The sequence below is a fragment of the Chitinophaga lutea genome (assembly GCF_003813775.1).
Lineage (GTDB): Bacteria > Bacteroidota > Bacteroidia > Chitinophagales > Chitinophagaceae > Chitinophaga > Chitinophaga lutea.
The window spans coordinates 1,110,852-1,134,692 of sequence record NZ_RPDH01000002.1; the positions used below are offsets into that span (position 1 = coordinate 1,110,852).

General features: G+C 55.5%; 19 protein-coding genes. 11 read left to right on the top strand and 8 right to left on the bottom strand.

The features are described from left to right. The first annotated feature begins 21 nt into the window (after positions 1-21). Positions 22-1,452 carry a hypothetical protein gene (locus EGT74_RS16725; RefSeq protein WP_123847720.1) on the top strand — a complete coding sequence of 477 codons (1,431 nt, stop codon included), beginning with the start codon at positions 22-24 and terminating at the stop codon, positions 1,450-1,452. Between the two features lie 86 nt (positions 1,453-1,538). Here EGT74_RS16725 and EGT74_RS16730 read toward each other — a convergent pair whose 3' ends face one another. Beyond that, a complete protein-coding gene (locus tag EGT74_RS16730) occupies positions 1,539-2,180 on the bottom strand; it encodes a helix-turn-helix transcriptional regulator (protein WP_246008233.1) in 642 nt (213 codons plus the stop codon). 240 nt (positions 2,181-2,420) lie between these two features. On the opposite strand from EGT74_RS16730, the gene sufB reads away from it, so the two are divergent. The 7 genes from sufB to EGT74_RS16765 are packed head-to-tail and all read left to right on the top strand — an operon-like array spanning position 2,421 to position 8,507. Further along, on the top strand, positions 2,421-3,866 hold the full coding sequence (sufB, locus tag EGT74_RS16735) for a Fe-S cluster assembly protein SufB (RefSeq protein ID WP_123847721.1): 1,446 nt from the start codon (positions 2,421-2,423) through the stop codon (positions 3,864-3,866). Positions 3,867-3,883: 17 nt separating this feature from the next. Beyond that, positions 3,884-4,651, top strand: a complete 768-nt coding sequence (gene sufC / locus EGT74_RS16740; protein WP_123847722.1) for a Fe-S cluster assembly ATPase SufC — start codon at positions 3,884-3,886, stop codon at positions 4,649-4,651. A gap of 3 nt (positions 4,652-4,654) precedes the next feature. Beyond that, the gene (sufD, locus tag EGT74_RS16745; protein ID WP_123847723.1) at positions 4,655-5,977 is read left to right on the top strand and encodes a Fe-S cluster assembly protein SufD; all 1,323 of its coding nucleotides are present in this window, start codon (positions 4,655-4,657) and stop codon (positions 5,975-5,977) included. 11 nt (positions 5,978-5,988) lie between these two features. Continuing rightward, on the top strand, positions 5,989-7,233 hold the full coding sequence (locus EGT74_RS16750; RefSeq protein ID WP_123847724.1) for an aminotransferase class V-fold PLP-dependent enzyme: 1,245 nt from the start codon (positions 5,989-5,991) through the stop codon (positions 7,231-7,233). Positions 7,234-7,249: 16 nt separating this feature from the next. Then, positions 7,250-7,681: a SufE family protein gene (locus tag EGT74_RS16755; RefSeq protein WP_123847725.1), complete on the top strand. Its 432-nt coding sequence runs from the start codon at positions 7,250-7,252 to the stop codon at positions 7,679-7,681. 6 nt (positions 7,682-7,687) lie between these two features. Continuing rightward, a complete protein-coding gene (locus EGT74_RS16760) occupies positions 7,688-7,996 on the top strand; it encodes a DUF59 domain-containing protein (RefSeq protein ID WP_123847726.1) in 309 nt (102 codons plus the stop codon). Between the two features lie 40 nt (positions 7,997-8,036). Then, complete coding sequence (locus EGT74_RS16765; protein ID WP_123847727.1) at positions 8,037-8,507, top strand: GAF domain-containing protein; 471 nt, start codon at positions 8,037-8,039, stop codon at positions 8,505-8,507. Between the two features lie 69 nt (positions 8,508-8,576). Here the strand turns inward: EGT74_RS16765 and EGT74_RS16770 are convergent, their stop codons facing one another. The 4 genes from EGT74_RS16770 to EGT74_RS16785 form a co-directional block, all read right to left on the bottom strand. Next, complete coding sequence (locus tag EGT74_RS16770) at positions 8,577-9,746, bottom strand: TlpA disulfide reductase family protein (RefSeq protein ID WP_123847728.1); 1,170 nt, start codon at positions 9,744-9,746, stop codon at positions 8,577-8,579. A 72-nt stretch (positions 9,747-9,818) separates the two neighbouring features. Next, positions 9,819-11,063 (bottom strand): TlpA family protein disulfide reductase, encoded by a 1,245-nt coding sequence (locus EGT74_RS16775; protein WP_123847729.1) that lies wholly within the window; start codon positions 11,061-11,063, stop codon positions 9,819-9,821. A 14-nt stretch (positions 11,064-11,077) separates the two neighbouring features. After that, positions 11,078-12,394, bottom strand: coding sequence for a RagB/SusD family nutrient uptake outer membrane protein (locus EGT74_RS16780; RefSeq protein ID WP_123847730.1), 1,317 nt, complete (start codon positions 12,392-12,394; stop codon positions 11,078-11,080). Positions 12,395-12,406: 12 nt separating this feature from the next. Beyond that, a complete protein-coding gene (locus tag EGT74_RS16785; protein ID WP_123847731.1) occupies positions 12,407-15,463 on the bottom strand; it encodes a SusC/RagA family TonB-linked outer membrane protein in 3,057 nt (1,018 codons plus the stop codon). 234 nt (positions 15,464-15,697) lie between these two features. Here EGT74_RS16785 and EGT74_RS16790 point away from each other — a divergent pair, with 234 nt between their 5' ends. Genes EGT74_RS16790 through EGT74_RS16800 form a run of 3 tightly spaced genes read left to right on the top strand, consistent with a single transcriptional unit; the run spans position 15,698 to position 18,451 of the window. Beyond that, complete coding sequence (locus EGT74_RS16790; RefSeq protein ID WP_158618189.1) at positions 15,698-16,690, top strand: histidine kinase; 993 nt, start codon at positions 15,698-15,700, stop codon at positions 16,688-16,690. Then, entirely contained in the window at positions 16,674-17,735 is a 1,062-nt protein-coding gene (locus EGT74_RS16795) for a sensor histidine kinase (protein ID WP_123847733.1), read from the top strand. The genes EGT74_RS16790 and EGT74_RS16795 overlap by 17 nt, the downstream gene beginning before the upstream one ends. A gap of 11 nt (positions 17,736-17,746) precedes the next feature. Next, positions 17,747-18,451, top strand: coding sequence for a LytR/AlgR family response regulator transcription factor (locus EGT74_RS16800; RefSeq protein ID WP_123847734.1), 705 nt, complete (start codon positions 17,747-17,749; stop codon positions 18,449-18,451). Between the two features lie 54 nt (positions 18,452-18,505). On the opposite strand, the gene EGT74_RS16805 is transcribed toward EGT74_RS16800, so the two are convergent. The 3 genes from EGT74_RS16805 to EGT74_RS16815 all read right to left on the bottom strand — a co-directional run bounded on the left by EGT74_RS16805 (position 18,506) and on the right by EGT74_RS16815 (position 23,752). Next, a complete protein-coding gene (locus EGT74_RS16805) occupies positions 18,506-20,473 on the bottom strand; it encodes a M1 family metallopeptidase (protein ID WP_246008234.1) in 1,968 nt (655 codons plus the stop codon). Positions 20,474-20,757: 284 nt separating this feature from the next. After that, positions 20,758-21,345 carry an ASCH domain-containing protein gene (locus EGT74_RS16810; RefSeq protein ID WP_123847735.1) on the bottom strand — a complete coding sequence of 196 codons (588 nt, stop codon included), beginning with the start codon at positions 21,343-21,345 and terminating at the stop codon, positions 20,758-20,760. Between the two features lie 19 nt (positions 21,346-21,364). Next, positions 21,365-23,752 carry an ABC transporter permease gene (locus tag EGT74_RS16815; RefSeq protein WP_123847736.1) on the bottom strand — a complete coding sequence of 796 codons (2,388 nt, stop codon included), beginning with the start codon at positions 23,750-23,752 and terminating at the stop codon, positions 21,365-21,367. Positions 23,753-23,841: the final 89 nt, after the last annotated feature.

The window sequence follows — 23,841 nt, forward strand, 5'->3', positions numbered from 1 at the left end:
ATATTTAACTGATTATCAATCATGAACAAGAACGATCTGCAACAGGCCTGTTGTGCGCTGATCGAGCGGAAACTCGGCTGGGGACATAGTGACGACTGGCAGAATCAGGATTTCGAAACGCTGAGTGCGAAAATCTTTGAGGAAACGCAGGTGGTGCTGAGCGTCAGCACGCTCAAAAGAGTTTGGGGTAAAGTGAAATACGACAGCCTGCCTTCCCTCACCACTTTAAACACACTCGCGGTATTTGCCGGGTTTGAAAGCTGGCGGGAATTCCGGCAGCGGCAGTTGCATCAGGATGATGGAGAATTTTCCCACGCACCCGGCAGTGACGACATGGGGCTACCCGAAACCGGTGCGCCTGCCATGCCCATTGATGAATCCCAACCGGCACCTGATGTGTCAGTGGAAAGCGGTGCCGCCACGCGCCCCGTTTCCGAAAAGCGGCCTCCGTCAGATTTCCAGGCAGCGAATGCACACACACATAAAGCTGTCTCACCCCGCACAAAAAAAGCCCATCCCGCCTGGTATCTTGTCCCGGGCATACTGGCCGTACTGATTCTCGCCGGTTGGATGTACAATAACAAAGGGCCTGCCGCGCCCAAAAGCAGTTTCAGTTTCAGCAGCGAGCCCCTCTCGAACGGCATTCCCAATTCGGTGATATTCCGGTACGATGCGGCGGCGGCCGGTGGTGATTCGGTATTCATCCAGCAATCGTGGGACCCGCGGCGGAGGTTTGCCGTGCCCCCTAACGGGCATACCTACACGTCCATGTACTATTACCCCGGTTATTTCAGGGCGAAACTGATCGTCGGCAAAGAAATCGTAAAGGAGCACGACCTGCTCATCCCCTCCGACGGCTGGCTGGCGGCTGCGGATCAAAAACCCGTGCCGGTGTATTTTACGCGGGATGAAGTGAGGAAGGACAGCGCCCTCCGGGTAACGGCGGCACTATTGCAAAACAAAAATATCCCGGTGCAGCCACAGGTGCCTGAAATCCGTATTTATAATATCGGGGACATGAAAGGCCTGCGGAGCGACAACTTTGTTTTTGAAACGGAGCTCAGAAGCGAATACGGCCAAGGCTCGGCCATTTGCCAGAAGGCGGCCGTGCTGATCCACTGCGAAAACTCGATCTTTCTCTTCCCGCTGAGCATACCCGGCTGCGTGGCGGAAATGGGCCTTATGCTGAACGACAAAGCCGTTAGCGCCAAAACCGCCGATCTTTCGGCTTTCGGATGTAATATGAATGAATGGGTGAAACTGCGGTGCGAGGTCCGCGATAAAAAGGTCCGGATCTGGGTGAACCGCAAGCCGGCTTATGCGGATGCGCTTACGAGCGAGGCGAACAACATTGTGGGGGTAAGTTACCGTTTCGAAGGGCCCGGGGCCGTCAATGCCGTTAAACTGGCCCGCCTGGATGGTACGGCTGTTTTGGAGGAAACGTTTGAATAGGAAGAAACTCAATTCTCCGGGGCATCAAAAATGCCTGCAGCAGTTGGCTATACGCCCTCTCATATAAAAATCAGATTAATATAACGTTAAACCGGCATAATCCGGTAAGCGCAATGACGCGCTCCTTCCAGTGCATGGTCGAGCCGCTCGATGGTGCCCCACTCTTTGAAGATTTGCTGGAAAGTCTGCAGTTCTACCTTGCAGATGTCGTGGCAGGCCGTGGCGGCCGCACAAATGGGACAATGGTTCTCGATCATCAAAAATCCTTCACCGTCGGGGCGGTATTCGGCCAGGTAACCGTCGGCGGACCGTAATTCGGCGAATTTACGCACTTTGGCCTCCAGCCCTTCTTCCAGGCGCAGGATATCGTAATACCGCAGCAGAGCTTTGTGTTCCCGGGAAGAAATCACCTGGCCCAGGGCCTCGTCGCCCAGCACGTCGCGGATGGTATTGATCAGCTGTACTGTCAGTTCGGCATGGGTATCGGGAAAACGGCGGTTTCCCCGCTCGGAAAGGCTCCAAACCAGCGAAGGCCGGCCCACCCCCTTGGAAATCGACTCAAATATCACCCAGCCTTCCTCCGCCAGCCGCTGCAATTGCTGACGGGCACCCTCACCGGTAATACCCAGCTCCTGCGCAACAGCAGTAGTCGCCAGCGGCCCTTTTGTTTTGAGCAGCAGCAACATACGGTCTGTAGAGGTAGTATGATATGCTTTATAATTTTCCAAGTTTTTACTTGCTTTATTCGCAAATATCGTAACTTTGTGGGGATTTCAAAGAAAGTATTTATTTACCAGTTTGAAATTCGCGGTAGGCAGTGATTAATTACCGCTTCCAAGGCACTATCTTTGTACCGGCGTAACAAAATTACACAATATAATACGGTATAAAAAGGTCAGCAGTCCATGGAGTGGATTGCTTTTACCCGTAGTGGTACCCAATAATTTGATAGAGAAGTATAATATATTATGAGCGCAGAACAAGACATATTACAGGAACTGGCCGGCCGGGATTATGAGTTCGGGTTCGAGACCGATATCGAAATGGATATCGCGCCTCCGGGGTTGAACGAAGGTATTATCCGTTTCATTTCCGCCAAAAAGAACGAACCGGAATGGCTCCTGGAGTGGCGTTTAAAGGGCTACCAGCTTTTTCAGAAGCTGAGCATGCCTACCTGGCAGAATTTCAAACTGCCGGAAGTGGACTTCCAGGGTGTTTCCTACTATGCCGCACCGAAAAACCAGGTTAAGTACGAAAGCCTCGACGAGGTGGATCCGGAATTGCTCCGCACCTTCGAAAAACTGGGTATCCCCCTGGAAGAGCAGAAAATGCTCTCCGGCGTGGCGGTAGACGCGGTATTCGACAGCGTATCGGTGGCTACCACCTTCAAAAAGCAGCTGAACGACCTGGGTATCATCTTCTGCTCCTTCTCCGAAGCGGTACAGGAACATCCTGAGCTGCTCCGCAAATACCTCGGTACCGTGGTACCGCAATCAGACAACATTTATGCCGCCCTGAACTGCGCAGTTTTTTCAGACGGCTCCTTTGTATACATTCCGAAGGGCGTACGCTGCCCGATGGAGCTTTCCACCTACTTCCGCATCAACGCCAAAAACACCGGCCAGTTCGAGCGCACGCTCATCGTGGCCGATGAAGGCAGTTATGTAAGTTACCTGGAAGGCTGTACCGCTCCCATGCGAGACGAAAACCAGCTCCACGCAGCAGTGGTGGAACTGATCGCGCTGGACAACGCGGAGATCAAATACTCCACCGTTCAGAACTGGTACCCCGGCGACAAGGACGGCAAAGGCGGTATCTACAACTTCGTGACCAAACGCGGGATCTGTAAAGGCAAAAACTCTAAAATATCATGGACGCAGGTGGAAACCGGCTCCGCCATCACCTGGAAATACCCCGGCGTTATTCTGCAGGGCGACAATTCCATTGGTGAGTTCTATTCCGTAGCCGTGACCTCCAAAAGGCAGGTGGCGGATACGGGTACCAAAATGGTGCACATCGGTAAAAACACCCGCAGCCGCATCATTTCCAAGGGTATTTCCGCCGTGCACGGTCAGAATACCTACCGTGGCCTGGTGAAGGTAGGTCCAAACGCCACCAATGCCCGTAACTTTACGCAGTGCGACTCGTTGCTGATCGGTGACCGTTGCGGTGCGCATACGTTCCCTTACATCGAGTCCCGGAACAATACAGCGATGGTAGAACACGAGGCCACCACCTCCAAAATCGGGGAAGACCAGGTGTTTTATCTCAACCAGAGAGGTATAGACAGCGAACAGGCAGTGAACATGATCGTGAACGGATACGCAAAAGAAGTTTTAAACCAGCTGCCCATGGAATTTGCCGTGGAAGCGCAAAAATTATTGTCCATTACCCTGGAAGGTAGTGTGGGATAACAATTAATACCAAAGAGATGCTCAATATTAAAAACCTGCATGCAGCAGTAGAAGGAAATGCTATTCTGAAAGGCATTAATCTGAATGTAAAAGCGGGCGAAGTACACGCCATCATGGGGCCCAACGGTTCCGGTAAAAGTTCCCTGGCCTCTGTGCTGGCCGGTCGTGAAGCGTATGAAGTAACTGAAGGTTCTGTAGAGTTCGAAGGTAAAGACCTGCTCGATATGAGCCCCGAAGTGCGCGCCCGCGAAGGTTTATTCCTCGCCTTCCAGTACCCGGTAGAAATACCCGGTGTTTCGAACATCAACTTCCTCAAAACCGCAGTGAACGAAATCCGCGCCTACCACGGCCAGCCGCCGATGCAGGCCAAAGCGTTCCTCGATATGCTGAAGTCCAAGCAGAAACTGATGGAATTCGACGCCAACCTGATGAACCGCTCCCTCAACGAAGGTTTCTCCGGTGGTGAAAAGAAAAGAAACGACATCTTCCAGATGGCCATGCTGGAACCCAAACTGGCCATCATGGATGAAACCGATTCCGGGCTCGACATCGACGCCCTCCGTATTGTTTCCGCCGGCGTCAACAAACTCCGCAGCAAAGACAATGCTTTCGTCATCATCACCCACTACCAGCGTTTGCTGGAATACATCGTTCCGGATTTTGTACACGTACTCTATAACGGCCGCATCGTAAAATCAGGTACCAAAGAACTGGCGCTGGAGCTCGAAGAAAAAGGCTACGACTGGCTGAAAGAAGACATCCGTTTAGAAGAACCCGTACAATAGATCATGACCACTATCACTAACAATACTACATCTTTATACGATTCGCTGCCCGCGCAGTTCAGCACCCTTGCTAACGGTGCGCAGTTTCCCGAAGCCCGGAAGGCGGCGTTCGCCCAGTTCCAGGCCCTCGGCGGGTTTCCGACGGTAAAAACGGAAGACTGGAAATACACCAACGTGATTCCCTTCTTCCGTAACCTGCAGACCCTGGAGCTCCCCCAACCCATCGCCATCAGTGCGGAAGAGCTGGAAGCCACCGAACTGCTGCTGCCGGACACTTACCGCATCGTACTGCTCAACGGCGAACTGCAACCACAGCTGTCCGACCTGCCGCCCGCCAAACAGGCCACTGTCCTGAAACTGAGCGAAGCCGGCAACGAACCCGCTTTTACAGCACACTTCAATAAAAGTAAAAAGCTGAACGAACACCACTTCGCCCAGCTCAATACCGCCTTTTTCACCAACGGCCTCTTTATTGAAGTAAAAGCCAAAGCACAGCTCGAAAAGCCCATCCACATCATCCACCTGTACCACAATACCAGCAGCCTGCTGCTAAACCCGCGCCATCTCTGGATAGCGCAGGAAGGTGCTGCCGTGCAGATCATCGAATCCGCCGCTGGCATCGGCCAGGCCGGCGCCATCGTGGTGAACAGTGTGATTGAGGCGGTTACTGCTGAACGCGCGCAGATGAGCCACTACCAGCTGCAAACAGGCGGCAACCAGCTGCGTTTCATCAACCAGACGCTGGTACAGCAACTGGGCAAAAGCCTTTACAACAACTACACGTTCACCCTGTCCGAATCCGAACTGGTGAGGAACAACCTCAACATTTCGCTCGACGATGAACGCACCGAAACGCACCTTTACGGCTTCTACATCGCTACCGGCAACCAGCTGGTAGACAATCATACCAGCGTAGACCACCGCATGCCCAACTGCGAAAGCAACGAGCTGTACCGGGGTGTACTGATGGACAAAGCCACCGGTGTTTTCAACGGTAAAATATACGTGCACGAAGACGCGCAGAAAACGAACGCTTTCCAGCAGAACAATAACCTGGTGATCAGTCCCGAAGCGAACATTTACACCAAACCGCAGCTCGAGATTTTTGCGGACGATGTAAAATGCAGCCACGGCACCACCATCGGCCAGGTGAGCGACGACGCGCTGTTCTACCTGAAAGCCCGCGGTATCGGCGATGCACAGGCCCGCAGCATGCTGGTGAAAGCATTCGCCTTCGATATTACCGCACAGGTCAAAATTCCAGCCGTGCGCAAACAGGTGGAGCAGATCGCTACCCGCTACCTGAGCGCCGCGGTTAACAACTAAACCGCATAACCATGGAAACCGCCACCGCTAAGAATACGATATGGCCGGATGTGGAAAAGATCAGGAACGAGTTCCCGATTCTCCAGCAATCCATTAACGGCAACCCGCTGGTGTACCTCGACAACGGGGCCACCACGCAGAAGCCCGTGCAGGTCATCCGCGCCATGCAGGAATACTACACCGGCTATAACAGCAACGTGCACCGCGGTGTGCATACCCTCAGCCAGAAAGCAACGTCGGCCTACGAAGCAGCCCGCCACCAGGTGGCCGCTTTCATCGGTGCGCACCATCACGAAGTGGTGTTCACCAAAGGCACCACCGACGCCATCAACCTGGTGGCCGCCGGTTTCCGCAAGGAGTTTTTGCATGAAGGCGACGAGGTGATCATCTCGGGCATGGAGCACCACTCCAACATCGTGCCCTGGCAGCTGGCCTGTGAAGAGAAAAAGGCGCACCTGAAAGTGATCCCCGTGACCGATAACGGTGAGCTGGACATGAATGCCTATGCGTCGATGCTCGGCCCCCGCGTAAAAATTGTGTCCGTTACCTGGATATCCAATACACTGGGCACCATCAACCCGGTGAAAGACATCATCAACATGGCCCACGCCGCCGGCATCCCCGTGCTGCTCGACGCCGCGCAGGCCATCGCCCATACGCCTATCAAGGTGCATGAGCTGAATGTCGACTTCCTCGCCCTTTCTTCGCACAAGGTGTACGGCCCCACCGGCATCGGCATCCTGTACGGCAAAGAAAGCTGGCTCCAGAAGCTGCCTCCTTACCAGGGCGGTGGCGACATGATCAAACATGTCACTTTCGAAAAAACGACCTATGCGGAGCCCCCGCTGAAGTTCGAGGCCGGCACCCCCGCCATTTGCGAGGCCATCGGTTTCGGTGCGGCCGTTGCTTATGTAACGCAGCTGGGCATCCATAAAATACAGGCGTATGAGCACCAGCTCACCGAATACGCCATCGCACAGCTCAAAACCATCCCGGAACTGCGGCTGATCGGCGAGGCCAAACACCGCGCCGGCGCTATCTCTTTCCTGGTAGGCCAGCATCACCCCTCCGATGTGGGCGTGCTGCTCGACCAGCAGGGCATTGCCGTACGAACCGGCCACCACTGTACCCAGCCGCTGATGGACCGCTTCGAGTGCCCCGGCACCGTGAGAGCTTCCCTGGCGCTGTACAACACTACGGCCGATATCGACCGCCTCGTGGAAGGTGTGCGAAAAGCCGTAACTTTGCTGGGATAAACAAACGACGCGAACAATGACCATTAAAGAGCAACAGGATAATATCATCGCTGATTTTGAGGTGTTTGGCGACTGGATGGAGAAATACGAGTACATCATTCAGCTGGGGAAAGACCTGCCGCTCATCGACCCGAAATATAAGACGGACGACAATCTTATCCGCGGATGCCAGAGCAAGGTATGGCTGCATGCGGAAATGCAGGGCGATAAACTGGTATTTACGGCCGACAGCGACGCGGTGATCACCAAGGGCCTCGTAGGCCTCGTGATACAGGTGCTGAGCCACCAGACGCCGAAAGACATCGCCAACGCCGACATCTATTTCATCGACGCCATCGGCCTCACCAGCCATCTATCCCCCACCCGTTCCAACGGCCTGCTCTCCATGCTCAAACAAATCAAGCTGTATGCCATCGGGTACCAGGCCAAATCGATCCAACAAAACTAGCTGAACATGGAAACAACACTCAGAGACCAGGTGGAAGAAGCATTACGCACGGTGCACGACCCGGAAATACCGGTGAACATCTACGACCTGGGCCTGGTATATAAGATCGAGATCGGCGAGAACAACAACGTGCTCGTGATCATGACCCTCACCGCCCCCGGTTGCCCCGTAGCCGGCAGCATCATGGAAGAAGTAAACAACAAGATACTGGCCATCCCCGGCGTGGGCGGCGCAGACGTACGGCTCACCTTCGACCCGCCATGGACGCGCGACATGATGAGCGAAGAAGCTAAACTCGAATTAGGATTTCTTTAATACACAAAGGCGCTTCAACGGCGCCTTTTATTTTTCAGATATGGCAGAAGATTTAACCATCGCAAAAGGCACCAAAGCCGAACAATACACCACCCTGCTCCCGCAGATCAAAGCCCTCATCACGGGCGAGCCCGACCAGACGGCCAACCTCGCCAACATCACCGCCGCGCTCAAGGAACAGTTCGGCTGGCTGTGGGTAGGCTTTTACCTCGTTAAAAACAACGAACTGGTGCTGGCGCCCTTTCAGGGCCCGGTAGCGTGTACCCGCATCCGTTACGGCAAAGGCGTGTGCGGCACAGCCTGGCAGCAGGCCAAAACCCTCATCGTGCCCGATGTGGAGGCCTTCCCCGGCCACATCGCCTGCAGCAGCCTCTCCCGTTCCGAAATCGTGGTGCCGGTGTTTAAAAACGGCGAAGTGATCGGCGTGCTGGATGTAGATAGCGTGGACCTGGATACCTTCGATGAGACCGATCAGCGGTTCCTGGAGGAGATCGTGTCGTGGATCGAATAAACAGCGCAGTCACATAAAAAAAGGCGCGGGCATGCACCCGCACCTTTGTCTAAACCTTACCATTTATTATTATTCCCCGAAAATCTCCTTCAGTTTTTCGTCGACCGATTTATCACCGTCCTCGCCGGCGCCTATGATCTTATAAAGTATCTTACCTTCCTTGTCGAGCAGGAATTTGGTGGGGAAACCCGTCACCCCGTATTTCTGCACCAGGTCGAAATCTTCTTTGCCGTAGTTGTTCATCACATGCAGCCAGTTGATCCCATCGTCCTGCACGGCCTTTTTCCAGGCGGCTTCGCATTTGGCGAGATCAGCCTGTTTTTCTTCCGAGATACCCACGATTTCGAGACCCTTCGCGGCGTATTTCTCGTACACCTTTTTCAGGTGCGGATGGCTTTGGCGGCAGGGCCCGCACCAGCTGCCCCAGAAGTCGAGCAATACGTATTTGCCTTTCAGGGAAGCGAGGCTGAAGTTGTTGCCGTTGATGTCTTTTTTAGTGAAGTTGATCGCCGTTTGCCCCAGCGCGGTGGCTTTTGTGCTTTCAATCTTGCCTGCCACTATTTTCCCGTATTGGGAGCTTTTGTAGGTAGCGGCCAGTTTTTGATAAGCCTGCTCATACTCAGCAAGGCTGTAGTTTTCATACAACTGGCTGAGCAGGTACATGCTGATGAAAGAGCCGGGATGCCGGCTGATGTAATCTTTCCGTAACTGCATACGCTCCTGGTCGATCGCTGTAAGTTGCCCGCGAATAGCGCGCATAGCGGCGGTATCCGACCGTTTGATGCCTGCGGATGTTTTCTGCAGTTCCCAGCGTTTTTTGACCAGCGGGTTTTCTTTGGCCTTCAGCCGCGCCAGTTCTTCATTTAATTTGCCACCTTTCACCGAAGCCATGAACCCTTCCGACGCATCGCCGGTAATGGTAATCGCGTCGTTGGTGAGCACAAACTCCAGTCCCGGCCCCGGTATGAACATGCCTCCTTTTACGACCTCATGTTTGGCGGAAGGATGGCTGGAATACATATAGGCAACCACGGGACCGCTGACCTTCCCTGCGAACCGGAAATGGTCTGCACTCACCACCTGTGGCGTATCCGACTGGCGGCCGGTGGGCGTCTGGTGCATCACGGTCAGTTTATAGCTGCCCTGGCCTTTGATGTGCGCGTCTATCGTATATCCCTGTTGCGCAAAAGCCGGCATGCACGATGCTGCGGCTGCAACTAAACCCAGTAATTTTTTCATCCGTAATTATTTAGGAACAGGCCCCGTATCTTTTTCCCGGCGCCTGTTCCAGGTCAATCAATGTTTATCGGCTTACATCGCCATGGCAGGAATCACCTTTCTTTCACCGGCAGGTTTCGCCGTGGTGCCTTTTTCCATGATGGCCTTGATTTCAGCTTCCGTTCCGGGGCCGTAGCCGGTGTGCTTCGACACGATCTTACCCTGCGGGTCTACCACGTACAGGGTGGGAATACCGCTGAACTGGAACTGCTCCATGGTTTTATCCTTGTCGTCGCTCAGCAGCTGTTTCCATGGCATCTTTTCATCTTCCATGGCTTTTCTCCAGGCTTTTTTATCGGTGTCGATCGATACGCTCACCACGTCAAATCCCTTGTCTTTATACTGCGCATACAGCTCCTTCACTTTCGGGATGGCCTGGCGGCAGGGGCCGCACCAGCTGGCCCAGAAGTCGATCAGCAGGTATTTGCCTTTGTATTGTTCGAGGCCCTGTACCTGGCCCAGCTCGTCGGGATAAGAAATAGTGGGCACAGGCTGGCCGGGTTGCAGCTTCATCGCCTGTGCCTTATTTTTCAGAATGGTGGCTTTCATGTCTTTCGCCTCGGTGAGCCAGGGATACTTTTTAATCAGGTTATCCAGCTTGGTCAACGCTTCGGCATATTTTTCCTTGCTCTCGGTGCCGGCCATGGAACGCAGCGCGTAAATCAATACCGGCCTGTCTTCATAGATCTTCATCAGCACCTCCTGCCGCTGTGCGGCATCTTCGCGCAAAGGGTTGTAGCGCTTGCGGGTAGCCAGATAGCTGGCCCAGGCAGAGTCTCCGCCTTTTTCCTTGTGCTGTTTGGCGAAATATTCCTCATTGTACTCTTCTATCATCCGGAGGTAACCATTGGTACCATTCAGTTCCATCTGGTTAATGAAGTTGTTGTCTGAAGAACCTTCCACGAAATAAAAATGCGGGATCTTCATCTTCATTTTAGCGGTATCGTAACCGCGTGAGCTGATTTTCACATCGGCATCGCTCCAGAAAGAGATATGGTCCCAATACATGATGTTCAGCTTGTAAATACCGGGATGGTCCTGTTTGATCTTGAACGTGTAGGTGAGATCGTCACCCAGCACGGTGGAATCCACCACTACCGGTTTGCCGGTGCCCATGTCGCGGGACAGCCAGATCTTGTTGGGTTGACCGGGGGGTACGGCGAATTTCACCTTTCCCTGTACCGTAATCTGTTTTGGCAAAGCCGTTTTCTGCGCCTGCAGCGCTACCGGGCTCATCAGCGCCAGCAGCAGGGCCGGCTTCATAATCGTATTCATCATTGTGGTTCAGATTTTTAATAGTCTTTGTTCTGTCGAATATTCGGGTTCAATGTGAGCATTCTGTCGGGCACGGGCATCAGCACATGGCCGGCGGGCTGGCGCAGCCCGGTGAGATAAGGCACCGCTTTTCCGAAGCGGCGCATGTCGTTCCAGCGCATGCGCTCCCCGGTAAACTCCCTTCTTCTCTCCTGTTCGATCTCGTTCAGGAAATCCTGCGGGGTAGCGAACTGGCTGTTTAACCGCGTGCTGGCGCCGCGTTTGCTGCGCAGGGCGTTATAGGCGGTGACGTCTACCGCGCCTGCCCTGGCCGCTGCTTCCGCCACGATCAGGTAGGCCTCGCTGTACCGGCAAACGGGATAGGCCGGCGTGATTTCCATCGGGAACTTCATCAGGTAATACACCTCGTTCACGAGGTTAGGCGCCTTCTTTTTCAGGTAAGCGGTTTTGCGGACGTCGCCATCTTCATAACTCTTTACCATGTTGGAATCTATCCAGGTATTGCCGCTGCCCGCCTGGCCGGTACCGCCGGGGCCATACGCATTCGGCAGGCCATAGGCATTACTGCCGCTGGTAGACGTTTCCCCGATGGCATAGACCATTTCCCTGGAACTGGTATTGTACTTGAACATATCGGCATACTTGCCCGCTTCCAGCGTGAATTTCCCGGAGGCGATCACGGCTTCGGCAAGTTGTTTCGCGTCGGCGTGTTTGCCGGTATTCAGGTACAGCCGCGCCAACAGCAACTGCGCGGCCTGTTTGCTGGCCACCAGCGTTTTACCGGCGAAGTCGGGCAGGTAACCGATGGCCTTGTTCAGGTCGGCGATGATCAGCGCTTCCACCTCCGCCACCGGCTTGCGTTCCGGCAGCGATAAGGGGTTTTCGCCACCGAGCATGATACCTACGTCACCGAACTGATCGCTCAGCAGCATGTAGGCATACGCCCGCAGCAGGTAAGCTTCTCCCACTGCCGGACGTATGGCATCGTCGAGGTTCTTTTCGCCGAAATTGATGGCGCTGTTGGCATTGGCGATGCACTGATAGGGATATCGATAGGCAAATGTGAGGGTATTGTCGGTCACGGGGATGTTGCAGGCTTCGTAACCGGCCAGGCCGAGCGTCTGTACGTCGTCAGACATCACGTCCGGCAGCACGAAGTACCCGTAAAATGCATTGTTGGTCAGCCCCAGCTTGGCGCCGTTCACCAGCAGCGGCAGGTTGTTTTTGGTCACCTGGTCCGGCGCGATCTGTGTGTCCGGATACACGTCCAGCTTGTTGCTGCAGGCAGACAGGGCGATAAAAGCGGCGATATGATAAATGAAATATTTTTTCATGGTCGGTGTTGTTTAGAATGATACATCAATGCCTAATACCATCGCACGCGGATTGGGCAGGTTGCTCGATACGATGCCGCTGTTCGCAGCCGCTTCGGGATCAAAGCCAATGTATTTCGTGAGCGTAAATACGTTTTGCGTGGAAGCGTAGAGCCGGGCTTTGTTCATCCCGGCCTTTTTCACCAGCTTGCTGGGCACATCATACGCCAGCATCAGGTTCCGGAGGCGGAAATAAGAGGCGTCGTAGATGTATTGGGTGCTGGGGCGGTAGTTCCAGTCGGTGGTTTTACCGGAACCGTGCGCGCCCACCACGGCCCTCGGCACGTCGGTCACGTCGCCCGGCTTGCGCCAGCGGCTGGTCACGATGTTGAACTTGTTGGGCATCACCCCGAAGAAGTCCATATCATAATTGCGGAGCGTCTGTTCGTAGTAGTCGTACACTTTCGAGCCGGCATTGAAATTGAACAGCGCTTCGAGCGTGAAATTCTTATAGCCGATGTTGAAGTTGAAACCGCCTACGAATGTGGGCAGGGCAATGGGAACGGTCACGTAATCCCTGGTGTTGATCACTCCGTCTTTATTGATATCCTGGTACACAAGATCGCCGGTTTGCGGATCCACGCCCAGCGACTGGTACACTTCCACCGAACCTACCGGCTGGCCCACTTTCACCTTGGAGCCCGGCCCGCCGAAAATGAAGGTGCCGAAGTTGATCACGGAATCGGAGAGCGACATCACCTTGTTGCGGTTGAAGTTCAGGTTGGTTTCCACCTTCCACTGCAGCGCCGCATTGGACCGGCTGCCGTAACTGAGCTCGATGTCGACCCCGCGGTTGCGGATATCCCCGACGTTGAAAGGAATGCTCTGCGCCCCGAATTCCCAGGGAATGAAACGGCTGCTGAGCAGGCCTTCGGAGATTTTGTTGTAATAATCCACCGTCAGGTTCAGGCGGTTGGCGAACATCGCCACATCAATCCCTGCATCTACCTGGCGGGTCTGTTCCCAGCGCACGGCGGGGTTGCTGACGATGTCGCGGAGCTTGAGCGCCGGCTCGCCGAGGTAAGAGGTGGCCTGCATCAGGTCGAACGCGCCGTAGGTGGCCAGCGGGCGGATGTTGCCGCTCAGGCCGTAACTGGCGCGGAGCTTCAGCTGCTGCACCCAGTTGAGCGCCTGCAGAAAATCTTCGCGCGACATATCCCAGCCTGCAGACACCGACGGGAACCAGCTATACCGGTTGCCCCTCGCCAGTTTGGACGAACCGTCCGTACGGATGCTCGCATTGAGCATGTATTTGCCGTCCCAGTCGAGCCCCATCCTCCCGAAATACGCTTCGGAAGTTTCGGTGGAGTTGCCGTTCAGTGAGGCGATGGCGGCTACGCTCCCGTATGCCGCAGCGGCAGCGCCGCCGGTGATGCCTTCTACTTTGGGGAAGCCGTTCAGGTCGTACCCGAACGCCGACTGATCGATGCTGTAAAAAGCGTAACCCGCCGTAGCGTTGATACCGAGTTTTTTCCAGCGGTTGTTGTAGGTGAAATAGTTGTCCCAGTTATAGGAAAGATTATCGCTGCCGGAGGTTTTCAGGTAACCTTTGTTGAAGGCGCCGAGGTAACCATAAGCCGACTGGAAATCGGTGTTATTGGTATTGTATTTATTCAGCGAAAACGCGGACCTGAACTGCAAGGTACGATGCAGCTGGAGCTCCGCGGCGAGGTTGCCGAAGTAAGTGAGCGTTTTGCGTTTGTTGCGGTTTTCGCGCATATCCCCGAGCGGGTTCTGCTGGCGGCCCACGTAATACCCAAGAGAGCCGTCGGGCAGGATGATGGGTTCTTCCGGCGTGTCGGGCCGGGCGTTGAAGGCGCTCACGATGGGATAGGAATTGTTTTTATTCACCCCCTGGGAAATATTCAGGTTGCCGGAGAGTTTCAACCAGTGGTTCACCTGCTGGGTGATGTCTACCTTCCCCGTATATCTTTCGAAGCGGCCGGTGCCGATGGTGGCGTCTTCCTGGTAGCGGCCGAGCGACATATAATAATTGTTCTTCTCCCCACCCCCGCTCATGCTGGCCTGAATGTTGTTCACCGGTGCTCTTTTGTTTTTCACCTTGTCTATCCAGTCGATGCTGCGGTTCTCCATTTTAAGCGCGTCTACCTGGCTTTTCAGGCGGGTGGCTTCGCTCTGCAGCTGGCTGATTTGCGTGGGGGTGAGACTGCCCGGGTTGGCCAGGGTTGTTTCGATGTCTTTGAGGCGATTGTTGCGCGCTTCTTTGAACACTTCTTCATATTCCGGCGTGGTAAGCATCCGGCGGCTGGTAGGCGCGTTGTTGAAACCGGTGTAGGCGTTCACCGCGAAAGCGGGTTTGCTGTTCTGTTTGCCTTTTTTGGTGGTGATGATGATCACCCCCGTGGAGCCGCGTGCGCCGTAGATGGCGGCGGACGCTGCGTCTTTCAATACTTCTACCGATTCAACGTCCTGCGGGTTGATGGCGTTCAGGGCGATGGCGTTGCCTTCTACCACCAGGCCATCGATCACCAGCAGCGGGTTCGCATCCTGTGCGCGGGCGGATTGTACGCCGCGGATGAGGATGTTCGGCTGGTTGCCGGGGCTGCCGGAGCTGCTGGCCACCATCACACCGGCTACTCGGCCCTGGAGTGCCTTGCCGATGTCGCTCACGATATTGTTTTCCGGCGCCAGTTTTTTACTGCTCACCGAGGAAATACTGTTGGTCACATTGCGGCGCTGCAGTGTGCCGTACCCCACTACCACCGTCGATTGAAGGGCCAGCGGGCTGACTTTCAGCATGATGGGCTTCGTGACGAGGGTGGCCGCCGTCATTACAATGGGCTCGAACCCGATGGAGGAAATGCGCACCTGCGCGCCGGCCGGCACTCTCAGTTCGAATTCCCCTTTGGCGTTGGTCATCACGCCACCCGTGCCGTTAATGACTTTGATCGTGGCGCCGGGAATGGGCGCCTGTGTAACCGAGTCGCGTACAGTTCCCCTGATCACCTGTTGGGCCATGGCGCCCACACTCATCATACAGGCCAGGGATAATAATAAAAGTTGCCTCATACTTTAAGATTTGGTTGGTTGTTGGATGGTTGGTTCCTGATTTAGGTTATCGCCCCGGATGAATTCGCTGCCGTGATATAAAACAGATCTCATGAATGACCACAAAATACAGCGCGCCGAATACCGCGACCTGAAAACTGGACATACCGGCATTCCGCAGGGACGTACCGCCCGTGCGGAAGGACGAAAAAAAATGGCCCAAAATGCCCGCGGATGCTGTATCTTAGGGCGGTTATGACAGACCGCGGACCATACCGTTATTGTGCGCACCTGGCCATCTGGATGGCCCTGGTGATGCTCTACATTTTCCCCTCCCTGCGGGTGAACTGGAACAGTGCGTTCGGGATGAAATGGATACTGATCCGCTATGCCGTCTACGGTTTTATCAACTTCCACCTGTTTTACCTGCTGGTGTTCGCGGCGATGCCCCTGCACCGGAGAAAACAACACGGCAAAGCCGTTGCCGCAGTGTCGGGCCTCGTTATTGCCTTCTGCCTGATCAAATACGGCGTCGGGAATATCTTCCCCGATGAAGTGCTGCAAAAGGCTGTCGCGCTGATCGGCCTGAAGAAAACCTATTTCACTTTCTTCGGCTATTTCCGGCTATGCCTGCAAACCGGCCTCGCGGTTACCGCCGTGGCCTATGCGTATTATATATTCCTCAGCTGGCGCAGCAGCGACCAGAAAAGCCGCCTGCTGCAAAAGGCCGCCACAGACGCCTTCAGGCAGTACGAGCGCATGCGGTTTTCTTCCGTGCTGCTCCTGCGCAAGCTCCGCGCACTGGAAACCATGCTGCAGGATGAAAATAAACGGGACAAGGAAGGCGTAGCCGCCATTCTCCAGCTGTCGGACCTGCTGCGGTATATGCTGTACGACAAAGCCGCCCAGCAGGAAAAGGCGCCCCTGGAAAAAGAACTGCAATACTATACCACGTACGTGCAGCTGCACAACCAGCTGTTCCCCCAACAAACCGTACAGCTTCATATTGAAGGCGACCCGCAGGGTTTGTACATCGAGCCCCTGCTGCTGCAAACCGCTACTGAAAAGTTGCTGCAGGAGCAGAACGAAGCGGCGCCCGTAACGCTCCGCCTGCAGATCGCACCCGACAATCTCGCCCTCTCCCTGCCCCGGCAGGGCAGCAGCCAGTGGCAACGTATATGGGCCGCATGGAAAGGCTACCAGGCGATGTACCGTTTCAAAACCCCTTTATATGCAGAAGCGGTTTGACATGCGGCGCACCCTCACTGAATTTTTTGTGCTGCTGGTGATATGGATGGTGCTGATGTACGGGATGAGCCTGTTAACGACCACCGCGAAACTGACGCCGGCCGTGCTGCGCTCCATGCACATTCACCAGGGCGTTTTCGGTTTTTTGAATTTCCTGCTTTTTTACACCGCCACCCGGTGGCCCCTTCCGCAGTTCCTCCAACATCGCCGCTGGCCGGTGCTGATCGGCGGATTATTGCTGCTCATGGCTGCGGGCATCTGCGTGAAATATTTCATTGCCGGTACTTTCTTCGCGGAAGACATCCTGCTGCAGGGCAAACGGAATGTGGTGCGGATATACAGCACCTTCCCCAGGTATGCCGAAAGAACGGCCTGGACGAATGCATTTGTGCTGATCGCCGCCGCCGCGTATGTGCTGTTTTTCAGCTGGCTGCAGGAAGACAAACGCCGCCAGCAGCTGTTGCAACAAAAGCAGGAAGCCGATTTCGCTTTCCTGAAGATGCAGCTGAACACGCACTTTCTCATGAACAGCCTGAACAGCATCTACTCGCTGGCGCTGGTGCGCTCCGCCGAAGTGGTGAACGCCACCCGCACACTTACCGACATCCTGGAATACATGGTGGCGCAGCCCGCCGTGACCAGTTACCGCAGCAAGCTGGCGGATGAGATCAGGTACCTGGAAGACTTTATCGCCATGCAGCGCCTGCGCACCGGTTGTGCCGACTGCGTGCAGCTAGTGGTGTCCGGCGAGGTGGGCGACCATGAAATAGCGCCCCTGCTGCTGGTGCCATTCGTGGAAAACGCCTTCAAGCACGGCATCGCCAACCAGCCCGCCAAACCCGTCCGCATCACGCTGCATTGCGGCCCGGAACTGCTGGAATTCAGTGTGCATAATGCCAAAGCGGTGCAACGGAAAGACAAAACAGGCGGCATCGGCCTGCACAACGTGCGCAAGCGTCTCGACCTCATCTACGAAGGCGGCTATGCCCTCGCCGTGCAGGAGACGGAACAGGATTATTATTGTAATTTGCAGATACGCTGGTAAATAGGGTGCTTATGGCCATTCAATGTATTGTAGTAGACGACGAGCCGCTGTCCATCCAGGTGATCACGGAGTTCATCCGCAAAACGCCGGAACTGGAACTGCTGCAGAGTTTTTCCAACCCTTTGCAGGCGCTCGCGTTCCTGAAGCAGGAACCGCAGGTAGGCCTCATTTTCCTCGACATACAGATGCCGGAGCTCACCGGCATCGAATTCATGCAGATCAGGCAGGGCGCGGCCGATATCATCATCGTATCCGCGTACGACGAATACGCCCTCGACGGTTTCCAGTACGATGCCACCGACTACCTGCTCAAACCTGTTTCCTTCGAGCGTTTCGCCAAAGCGGTACAGAAAGTGCTGCAGAAAAACACACAGAAAGAAGCCGCTCCCACAGCGGCCTTACACAACGAATTCATCTTCATCCGCACAGACAAACGGATCGTACGGGTCAACCTCGGCGATATCCTCTACCTGGAAGCCCTCCGCAACTACGTGGCCATCCAGACGCGCACCCAGAAAATACTCACCCTGCAAAACCTCCGCAGCTTCGAGGAGATCTTATCGCCGCAGCGTTTCGTGCGCGTGCATAAATCGTTCATCGTGGCGATCGACAAGATAGACAGCGTGGAAAGGCAGCGCATCTTCACCGGCCCGCATACGGTGCCCATCGGCGACACTTACGTCAAACAGTTTTACGAAGCCATCCGCATGGGTTAAAACAAAAAGGCTGTCCCGTCGGGAACAGCCTCGTTGTAATGCGGTATACGGTGCTTAAACGCCCTGTTTCCAGGTGTTATTGGTACTGTTCACATCAGGCAGGCGTTTGTCGGGGTCGGCCACTACGCTCTCCACTTTTACGCCGGCGGGCACCGGGTGGCGGAAACGCCAGATGGAGCCGCCCTGCCATACTTCCACAGGTAATTTCACGCGCTCTGTTTTGCCGTTGGCGGTTTTGATTTCCACGGTCAGCGGCATGGGGCATTGTTCCAGGCATTCCACGGCCACGATGGCGGTGGTATCGTTGGCGTAGGTGACGCCCTGCACGCCCATATCCACTTTCCAGTTGTGGATGATCCAGCCGCGCCAGAACCAGTCGAGGCTCTCTCCGCTGCTGTTTTCCATGGCGCGGAAAAAGTCCCACTGCGTGGGATGTTTGAAAGCCCAGTTATCGATGTAATACCTGAATGCCTTATCGAACCGCTCTTCCCCGAGCACTTCCTCACGCAGCAGCTCGAGGCCCATGGCGGGTTTGTAATATGCGAGCAGGCCCAGGCTGCTGGTCCGGATCACGTCGGCGCGGTGCATGATGGCGCTGGCGGAATCGAAGAACATCATGCGGCTGGCGGCGTGGCGATCCCGGCCTTTGTTGTAAAACTCTCCTTTGTTGAAGGCCTGATCGGCCAGGCTGTTGATGAAGGTGTTGAACCCTTCGTCCATCCAGGCGAAGCGGCGTTCGTTGCTGCCCACGATCATGGGGAACCAGTTATGCCCGAACTCGTGGTTCGTTACACCCCACAGGCCGGCCTTTTGCGAGCGGGCGGAGCAGAACACGATCCCGGGGTATTCCATGCCGCCTACGATACCGGCCACATTCACGGCTACGGGGTAGGTATAAGGATACCATTTTTCTGAATAGTGCTCGATGCAGCCTTTCACGAACTCGGTAGAGCGGCGCCAGGCGGAGTCGCCCGCGCTTTCTTCAGGATAGGCGCTCATCGCCAGCGCTTTTTTACCGCCGGGCAGGTTGATGCGGGCGGCATCCCACACGAATGCGGCGGAGGAAGCCCAGGCCACGTCGCGGGTGTTGAGGCATTTGAATTTCCAGGTGAGGCGGTCTTTCCGCGGCCGTGTAGCCGCATCCGTTACTTCGCCCACATTGCGGAGCATCACCGTTTTATCGCTTTGTTCGGCCTGTTTGTAGCGCTGCAGCTGTTGGGGCGTCAGCACTTCGGCCGGGTTGAGCAGTTGCCCGGACCCTACCACGATGTGGCTGGCCGGCGCGGTAATGTTGTATTCGATATTGCCGTATTCGAGGTAGAACTCGCCCTGACCGAGGTACGGCAGGGTATTCCAGCCCAGTACGTTATCGAACACGCACATCCGGGGATACCATTGGGCGATCTCGTAGATCTTGCCGTTTTTGGTCGGCAGGATGCCCATCCGGTCTGTACCGTATTGCGGGATATTGAAGGCGAATTTTACTTTCAGTTGCACCGTGCCGCCGTTCGCTTTGAGCGGCTGCGGCATTTCAACACGCATGCGGGTGTCGGTGATCTCGTGTTTGGCAGCCTGTTCTTTACCGGCGTTCAGGAACGACACTCCGCTGATGGTGTAACCGCCGTTGAAGTTCCGGTTAGCCCAGCGGCCGCCGCCCACAGGGGTTACGGCAATACCCCGGGAACCGGGCTGGTAAATGTTCTGATCGAGCTGCAGCCAGAGGAACGGGAGGTTTTCCGGACTGTTGTTTTTGTAAGTGATGATAACCGTGCCGCTGATGTTTTCGCTAGTTTCGTCAAACGTCACGTCGATCTTGTAGTCAGCCGAATTCTGCCAGTACTGGTTACCCGGCCTTCCGCTGGCGGTGCGGATATCGTTTCCTTCCGATTCATAAAATAAGGGCTCAAAGGCTTTGTAGGCATTGTATTTCGATGCGCTCTGCTGCGCCGATAATGCCGCCGGCAGGCATATACATCCCATCAGGACGGACAGCCAGCGCTTGTGTTGCTGTTGTGCAGGCATATTAAGATTTTGTTATAAGCCGTTAAACTAGGGATAATATTCCGTTTTAAAAAGCGGGAAATGACAAGCGGAGACGGAACTGCGGTACGGCTGCGGGTGCGCGCAGGATGGCGTCCACCCTGCCGGTCGGGCCGAAAAGTAATGTATGCGCCACGGACCAAAGGGGAATCCTCCCTCAATACCGCCAACGCTGCATGGATAAACCGGAACACGCCACAGGGTCAGATATATGCTGCGAAAACGCCCTTGCCTGCAGCCGGATGAATGCCGGCAAAACTGCTTCCCTAGCCCTTCCTTTTGAACGCCTCCAGCAGCACCTCTCCCCGCGGGCTGAGCCGGTAACCGGGGCTCGTGCTTTCGGTGAGCCCCAACGCTTTGAGTTTGCGGATGTTGAGCTTCAGCCATTCCTTGTCCATGTTGAGATCGATGGCCATATCACCGGCTTTCATTTCCGGGTGGCGGAGAATGTGGCCCATCACTTTTTTGGTCCACGGCCCGTATTCGCTGCGGGCGTCGATGTTGTGCAGTTTCTGGAGGATGGCCGCCGTTTCGGTGTCGGATACCTCGCTGTTTTCGCGTAGGGCGATGCGGGGGTCTTCTCCTTCGTAGTGGAGCTGTATGCGGTAGAGCTTTTCGCCCTGGTGTTTATTCAGTTCAGCCAGCAGTGCGGCTTTGGAAGGGAAGCCGGACTGAACGGCTTCGGCATCGGTGATACTGCGGGCGCTCACCACGTCTACCGCGTCGATGCCCAGCACTCCCATTTGAGTAGTCAGCCGCCCGCCGGTTTTGACGGTGGGCCGGTTCCATTTGCGGAAGGCGAGTTTGATTTTCCCTTCCACCATGCCTTTTAGATGATGTTCCTTGATCAGCATAACAGCGTAAAAATAAGCATTATTCCGACCGCAGGCTGTTGACAGGATTGTTGAGTGCGGCCCGCAACGCCTGGTAGCCCACCGTGCCCACTGCCACCAGCAGCGCCAGCACCCCGGCCAGCGCAAACATCCACCAGCTGAGGGAAATACGGTAAGCAAAATCTTCCAGCCAGCGGTGCATCGCCCACCAGGCTAACGGCACCGCCAGTACGGAGGCCAGCAGCACCACCCGCAGGAAGTCGCGCGACAACATGCCGGTGATATCGCCCACCGACGCCCCCAGCACCTTGCGGATACCTATTTCGCGGGTACGCTGCTCGGCGGTAAAGGCCGCCAACCCAAACAGGCCGAGGCAGGCGATAAAAATGGCCAGCGCTGTAAAAATGAGGAACACCCGCCCCTGCGCTTGCTCGGCCGCATACTGACGGGCAAAATCATCGTCGGTGAAATTTATTTCTAGGGGATAGTTTTTTTCAAACTGGTCGTACACCTGCCGGATGTGCTGCAGCGCTTCGGGGATATGGCCTTTCTGCAGGCGCACGTACAGGTTGTCTTCCCATGACGGCTCTGGCGCCATCATCAGCGCCACCGGCGCGATCCTGTGTTGCAGGGAATAGATGTGGAAGTCTTTCACCACCCCGATGATCCGCCGTTCGCGCACGGTATCGGCCGTGAACTGCACCCTTTTGCCGACCGGGTTTTGCAGGCCCAGTTCCTTCACCATCGTTTCATTCACGAGGATGGCGTTGTACCGGTCGCCCGGTTGATCTGCCCTGAAATTGCGCCCCTCGGCCATTTGCAGTCCCATCGTGGCCACAAAGTCTTCGTCCGCCTTGAAGTTTTGGGTGATGAGGGAGGCTTCTTCAAACTTCCCGTCTTTCTCTGCTTTGAACCCGTTGGAACTGATGTTGTTACGGCCGATGGGATTGCTGGTAGCCGCTACACTTTCGATATAGGGGCTTTTTTTCAGTTCCGCTTTGATGGCCGCGATCTGGTTGCGCACGGCACGGTCGTGCAAATGAAACGTCACCACCTGGTCTTTCTGAAACCCGAGGTCTTTCTCCTGCAAATACCGCATCTGCCGCCAGCATACGATCGACACGGCGATCAGCACAATGGCCACGGTAAACTGGAACGCCACCAGGCCTTTTCTGAGCGAGGCATTGCCCAAACGGCTGGTGAGTTTTCCTTTGAGGGCGTTCACCGTTTTAAAACCCGACATGAAAAAGGCCGGGTAAGTGCCTGCCAGCAGCCCCGCCAGCAAGGCAAACAGCCCCAGTACCAGTAACGTATATCCCATCCCGTATTGCCAGAGCGAAAGTTCGGTTTGTGCCAGTACGTTGAAATAAGGCAGCACTACCGACGTGAGCACAATGGCCAGCACCGCCGCCATCAACGTAAGCAGTACGGATTCGGTGAGAAACAGGCCCGCCACCTGTTGTTTGACGGAGCCCAGCGATTTACGCACGCCCACTTCCTTGAGCCGGACAGACGAACGTGCCGTGGATATGTTCATGTAATTGATGCAGGCGATCAGCAGGATCAATACGGCGATCAGCGTATACAGATAGGTATTCCGCGCGCTGCCATTGGGGCCCAGCTCATAATCGAGCGTGGAGTGCAGGTGTATATCGGTGACGGGCTGCAGTTCCATCCGGAAATCCACCCCCTCGCCCATTTCCGCCCGCATGTACCGGTCGTAGAAATCGGGGAGGCGGTTTCGCAGGGTGGCCACATGGGCGCCCGGTTTGAGCAGGATGTAGGTATAAAGGTCGAAAGTTTGCCAGCGGGAGCTCATATCCCCCGGCAGCGAACGCACCGCTTCAAACCGCATATGCGAGTTGGCCGGCACGTCCCGCATAACGCCCGTAACGGTGCTCGTTTGGCGTAAATCCCAGGTCACCTGCTGCCCCATGGCCGCGGCCGGGCTACCGAAAAGCCGGCGGGCCAGCGACTCGGACACCACCACGGCGTCCGGCGCCGCCAGCGCCCTGGCAGGATCGCCGGCCAGCAGCGGGAACGTGAATATGCTGAAGAAAGTACTGTCGGCCAGGATCACCGCATCGGTCTGCAGGCGCTTATCGCCCGCTTTCAGCAAACCGCCGCCTTCCGTCAGCACCCGGGTGTAGTTTTCCACCTCGGGGTAATTTTCCTTCAAGGCGGGCCCGAATGGCGCCGAGGAAGTGGCCAGGCGCAGGTCGCTGCCCGGCCACGATGCCAGTACGGCGGTGCGGTAGATGCGGCTGCTTTGCCGGTGGAAGCGGTCGTAACTCCATTCGTTCCCCACATACAACAAAATCACCCAGCATGCAGCCAGGCCGATCGCCAGGCCAACCAGGTTGATGGCCGTGTAAGTCCGGTGTTTCCACAGCTGGCGAAGCGCTATTTTGAAATGATTGCGAAACATTGGGTATAGATTTTGTGTTGATTACTGGAGAGGATTAAAAACCATACCATCTTTCAAATCACTATTAATCAATCAGTTGACTTCCGGCT

Bases quoted from the DNA above. Each gene is read 5' to 3' on its own strand.
- EGT74_RS16725 (WP_123847720.1), top strand. From the start codon at position 22: ATGAACAAGAACGATCTGCAACAGGCCTGTTGTGCGCTGATCGAGCGG.
- sufB (WP_123847721.1), top strand. From the start codon at position 2,421: ATGAGCGCAGAACAAGACATATTACAGGAACTGGCCGGCCGGGATTAT.
- sufC (WP_123847722.1), top strand. From the start codon at position 3,884: ATGCTCAATATTAAAAACCTGCATGCAGCAGTAGAAGGAAATGCTATT.
- sufD (WP_123847723.1), top strand. From the start codon at position 4,655: ATGACCACTATCACTAACAATACTACATCTTTATACGATTCGCTGCCC.
- EGT74_RS16750 (WP_123847724.1), top strand. From the start codon at position 5,989: ATGGAAACCGCCACCGCTAAGAATACGATATGGCCGGATGTGGAAAAG.
- EGT74_RS16755 (WP_123847725.1), top strand. From the start codon at position 7,250: ATGACCATTAAAGAGCAACAGGATAATATCATCGCTGATTTTGAGGTG.
- EGT74_RS16760 (WP_123847726.1), top strand. From the start codon at position 7,688: ATGGAAACAACACTCAGAGACCAGGTGGAAGAAGCATTACGCACGGTG.
- EGT74_RS16765 (WP_123847727.1), top strand. From the start codon at position 8,037: ATGGCAGAAGATTTAACCATCGCAAAAGGCACCAAAGCCGAACAATAC.
- EGT74_RS16770 (WP_123847728.1), bottom strand. From the start codon at position 9,746: ATGAAAAAATTACTGGGTTTAGTTGCAGCCGCAGCATCGTGCATGCCG.
- EGT74_RS16775 (WP_123847729.1), bottom strand. From the start codon at position 11,063: ATGATGAATACGATTATGAAGCCGGCCCTGCTGCTGGCGCTGATGAGC.
- EGT74_RS16780 (WP_123847730.1), bottom strand. From the start codon at position 12,394: ATGAAAAAATATTTCATTTATCATATCGCCGCTTTTATCGCCCTGTCT.
- EGT74_RS16785 (WP_123847731.1), bottom strand. From the start codon at position 15,463: ATGAGGCAACTTTTATTATTATCCCTGGCCTGTATGATGAGTGTGGGC.
- EGT74_RS16790 (WP_158618189.1), top strand. From the start codon at position 15,698: ATGACAGACCGCGGACCATACCGTTATTGTGCGCACCTGGCCATCTGG.
- EGT74_RS16795 (WP_123847733.1), top strand. From the start codon at position 16,674: ATGCAGAAGCGGTTTGACATGCGGCGCACCCTCACTGAATTTTTTGTG.
- EGT74_RS16800 (WP_123847734.1), top strand. From the start codon at position 17,747: ATGGCCATTCAATGTATTGTAGTAGACGACGAGCCGCTGTCCATCCAG.
- EGT74_RS16805 (WP_246008234.1), bottom strand. From the start codon at position 20,473: ATGCCTGCACAACAGCAACACAAGCGCTGGCTGTCCGTCCTGATGGGA.
- EGT74_RS16810 (WP_123847735.1), bottom strand. From the start codon at position 21,345: ATGCTGATCAAGGAACATCATCTAAAAGGCATGGTGGAAGGGAAAATC.
- EGT74_RS16815 (WP_123847736.1), bottom strand. From the start codon at position 23,752: ATGTTTCGCAATCATTTCAAAATAGCGCTTCGCCAGCTGTGGAAACAC.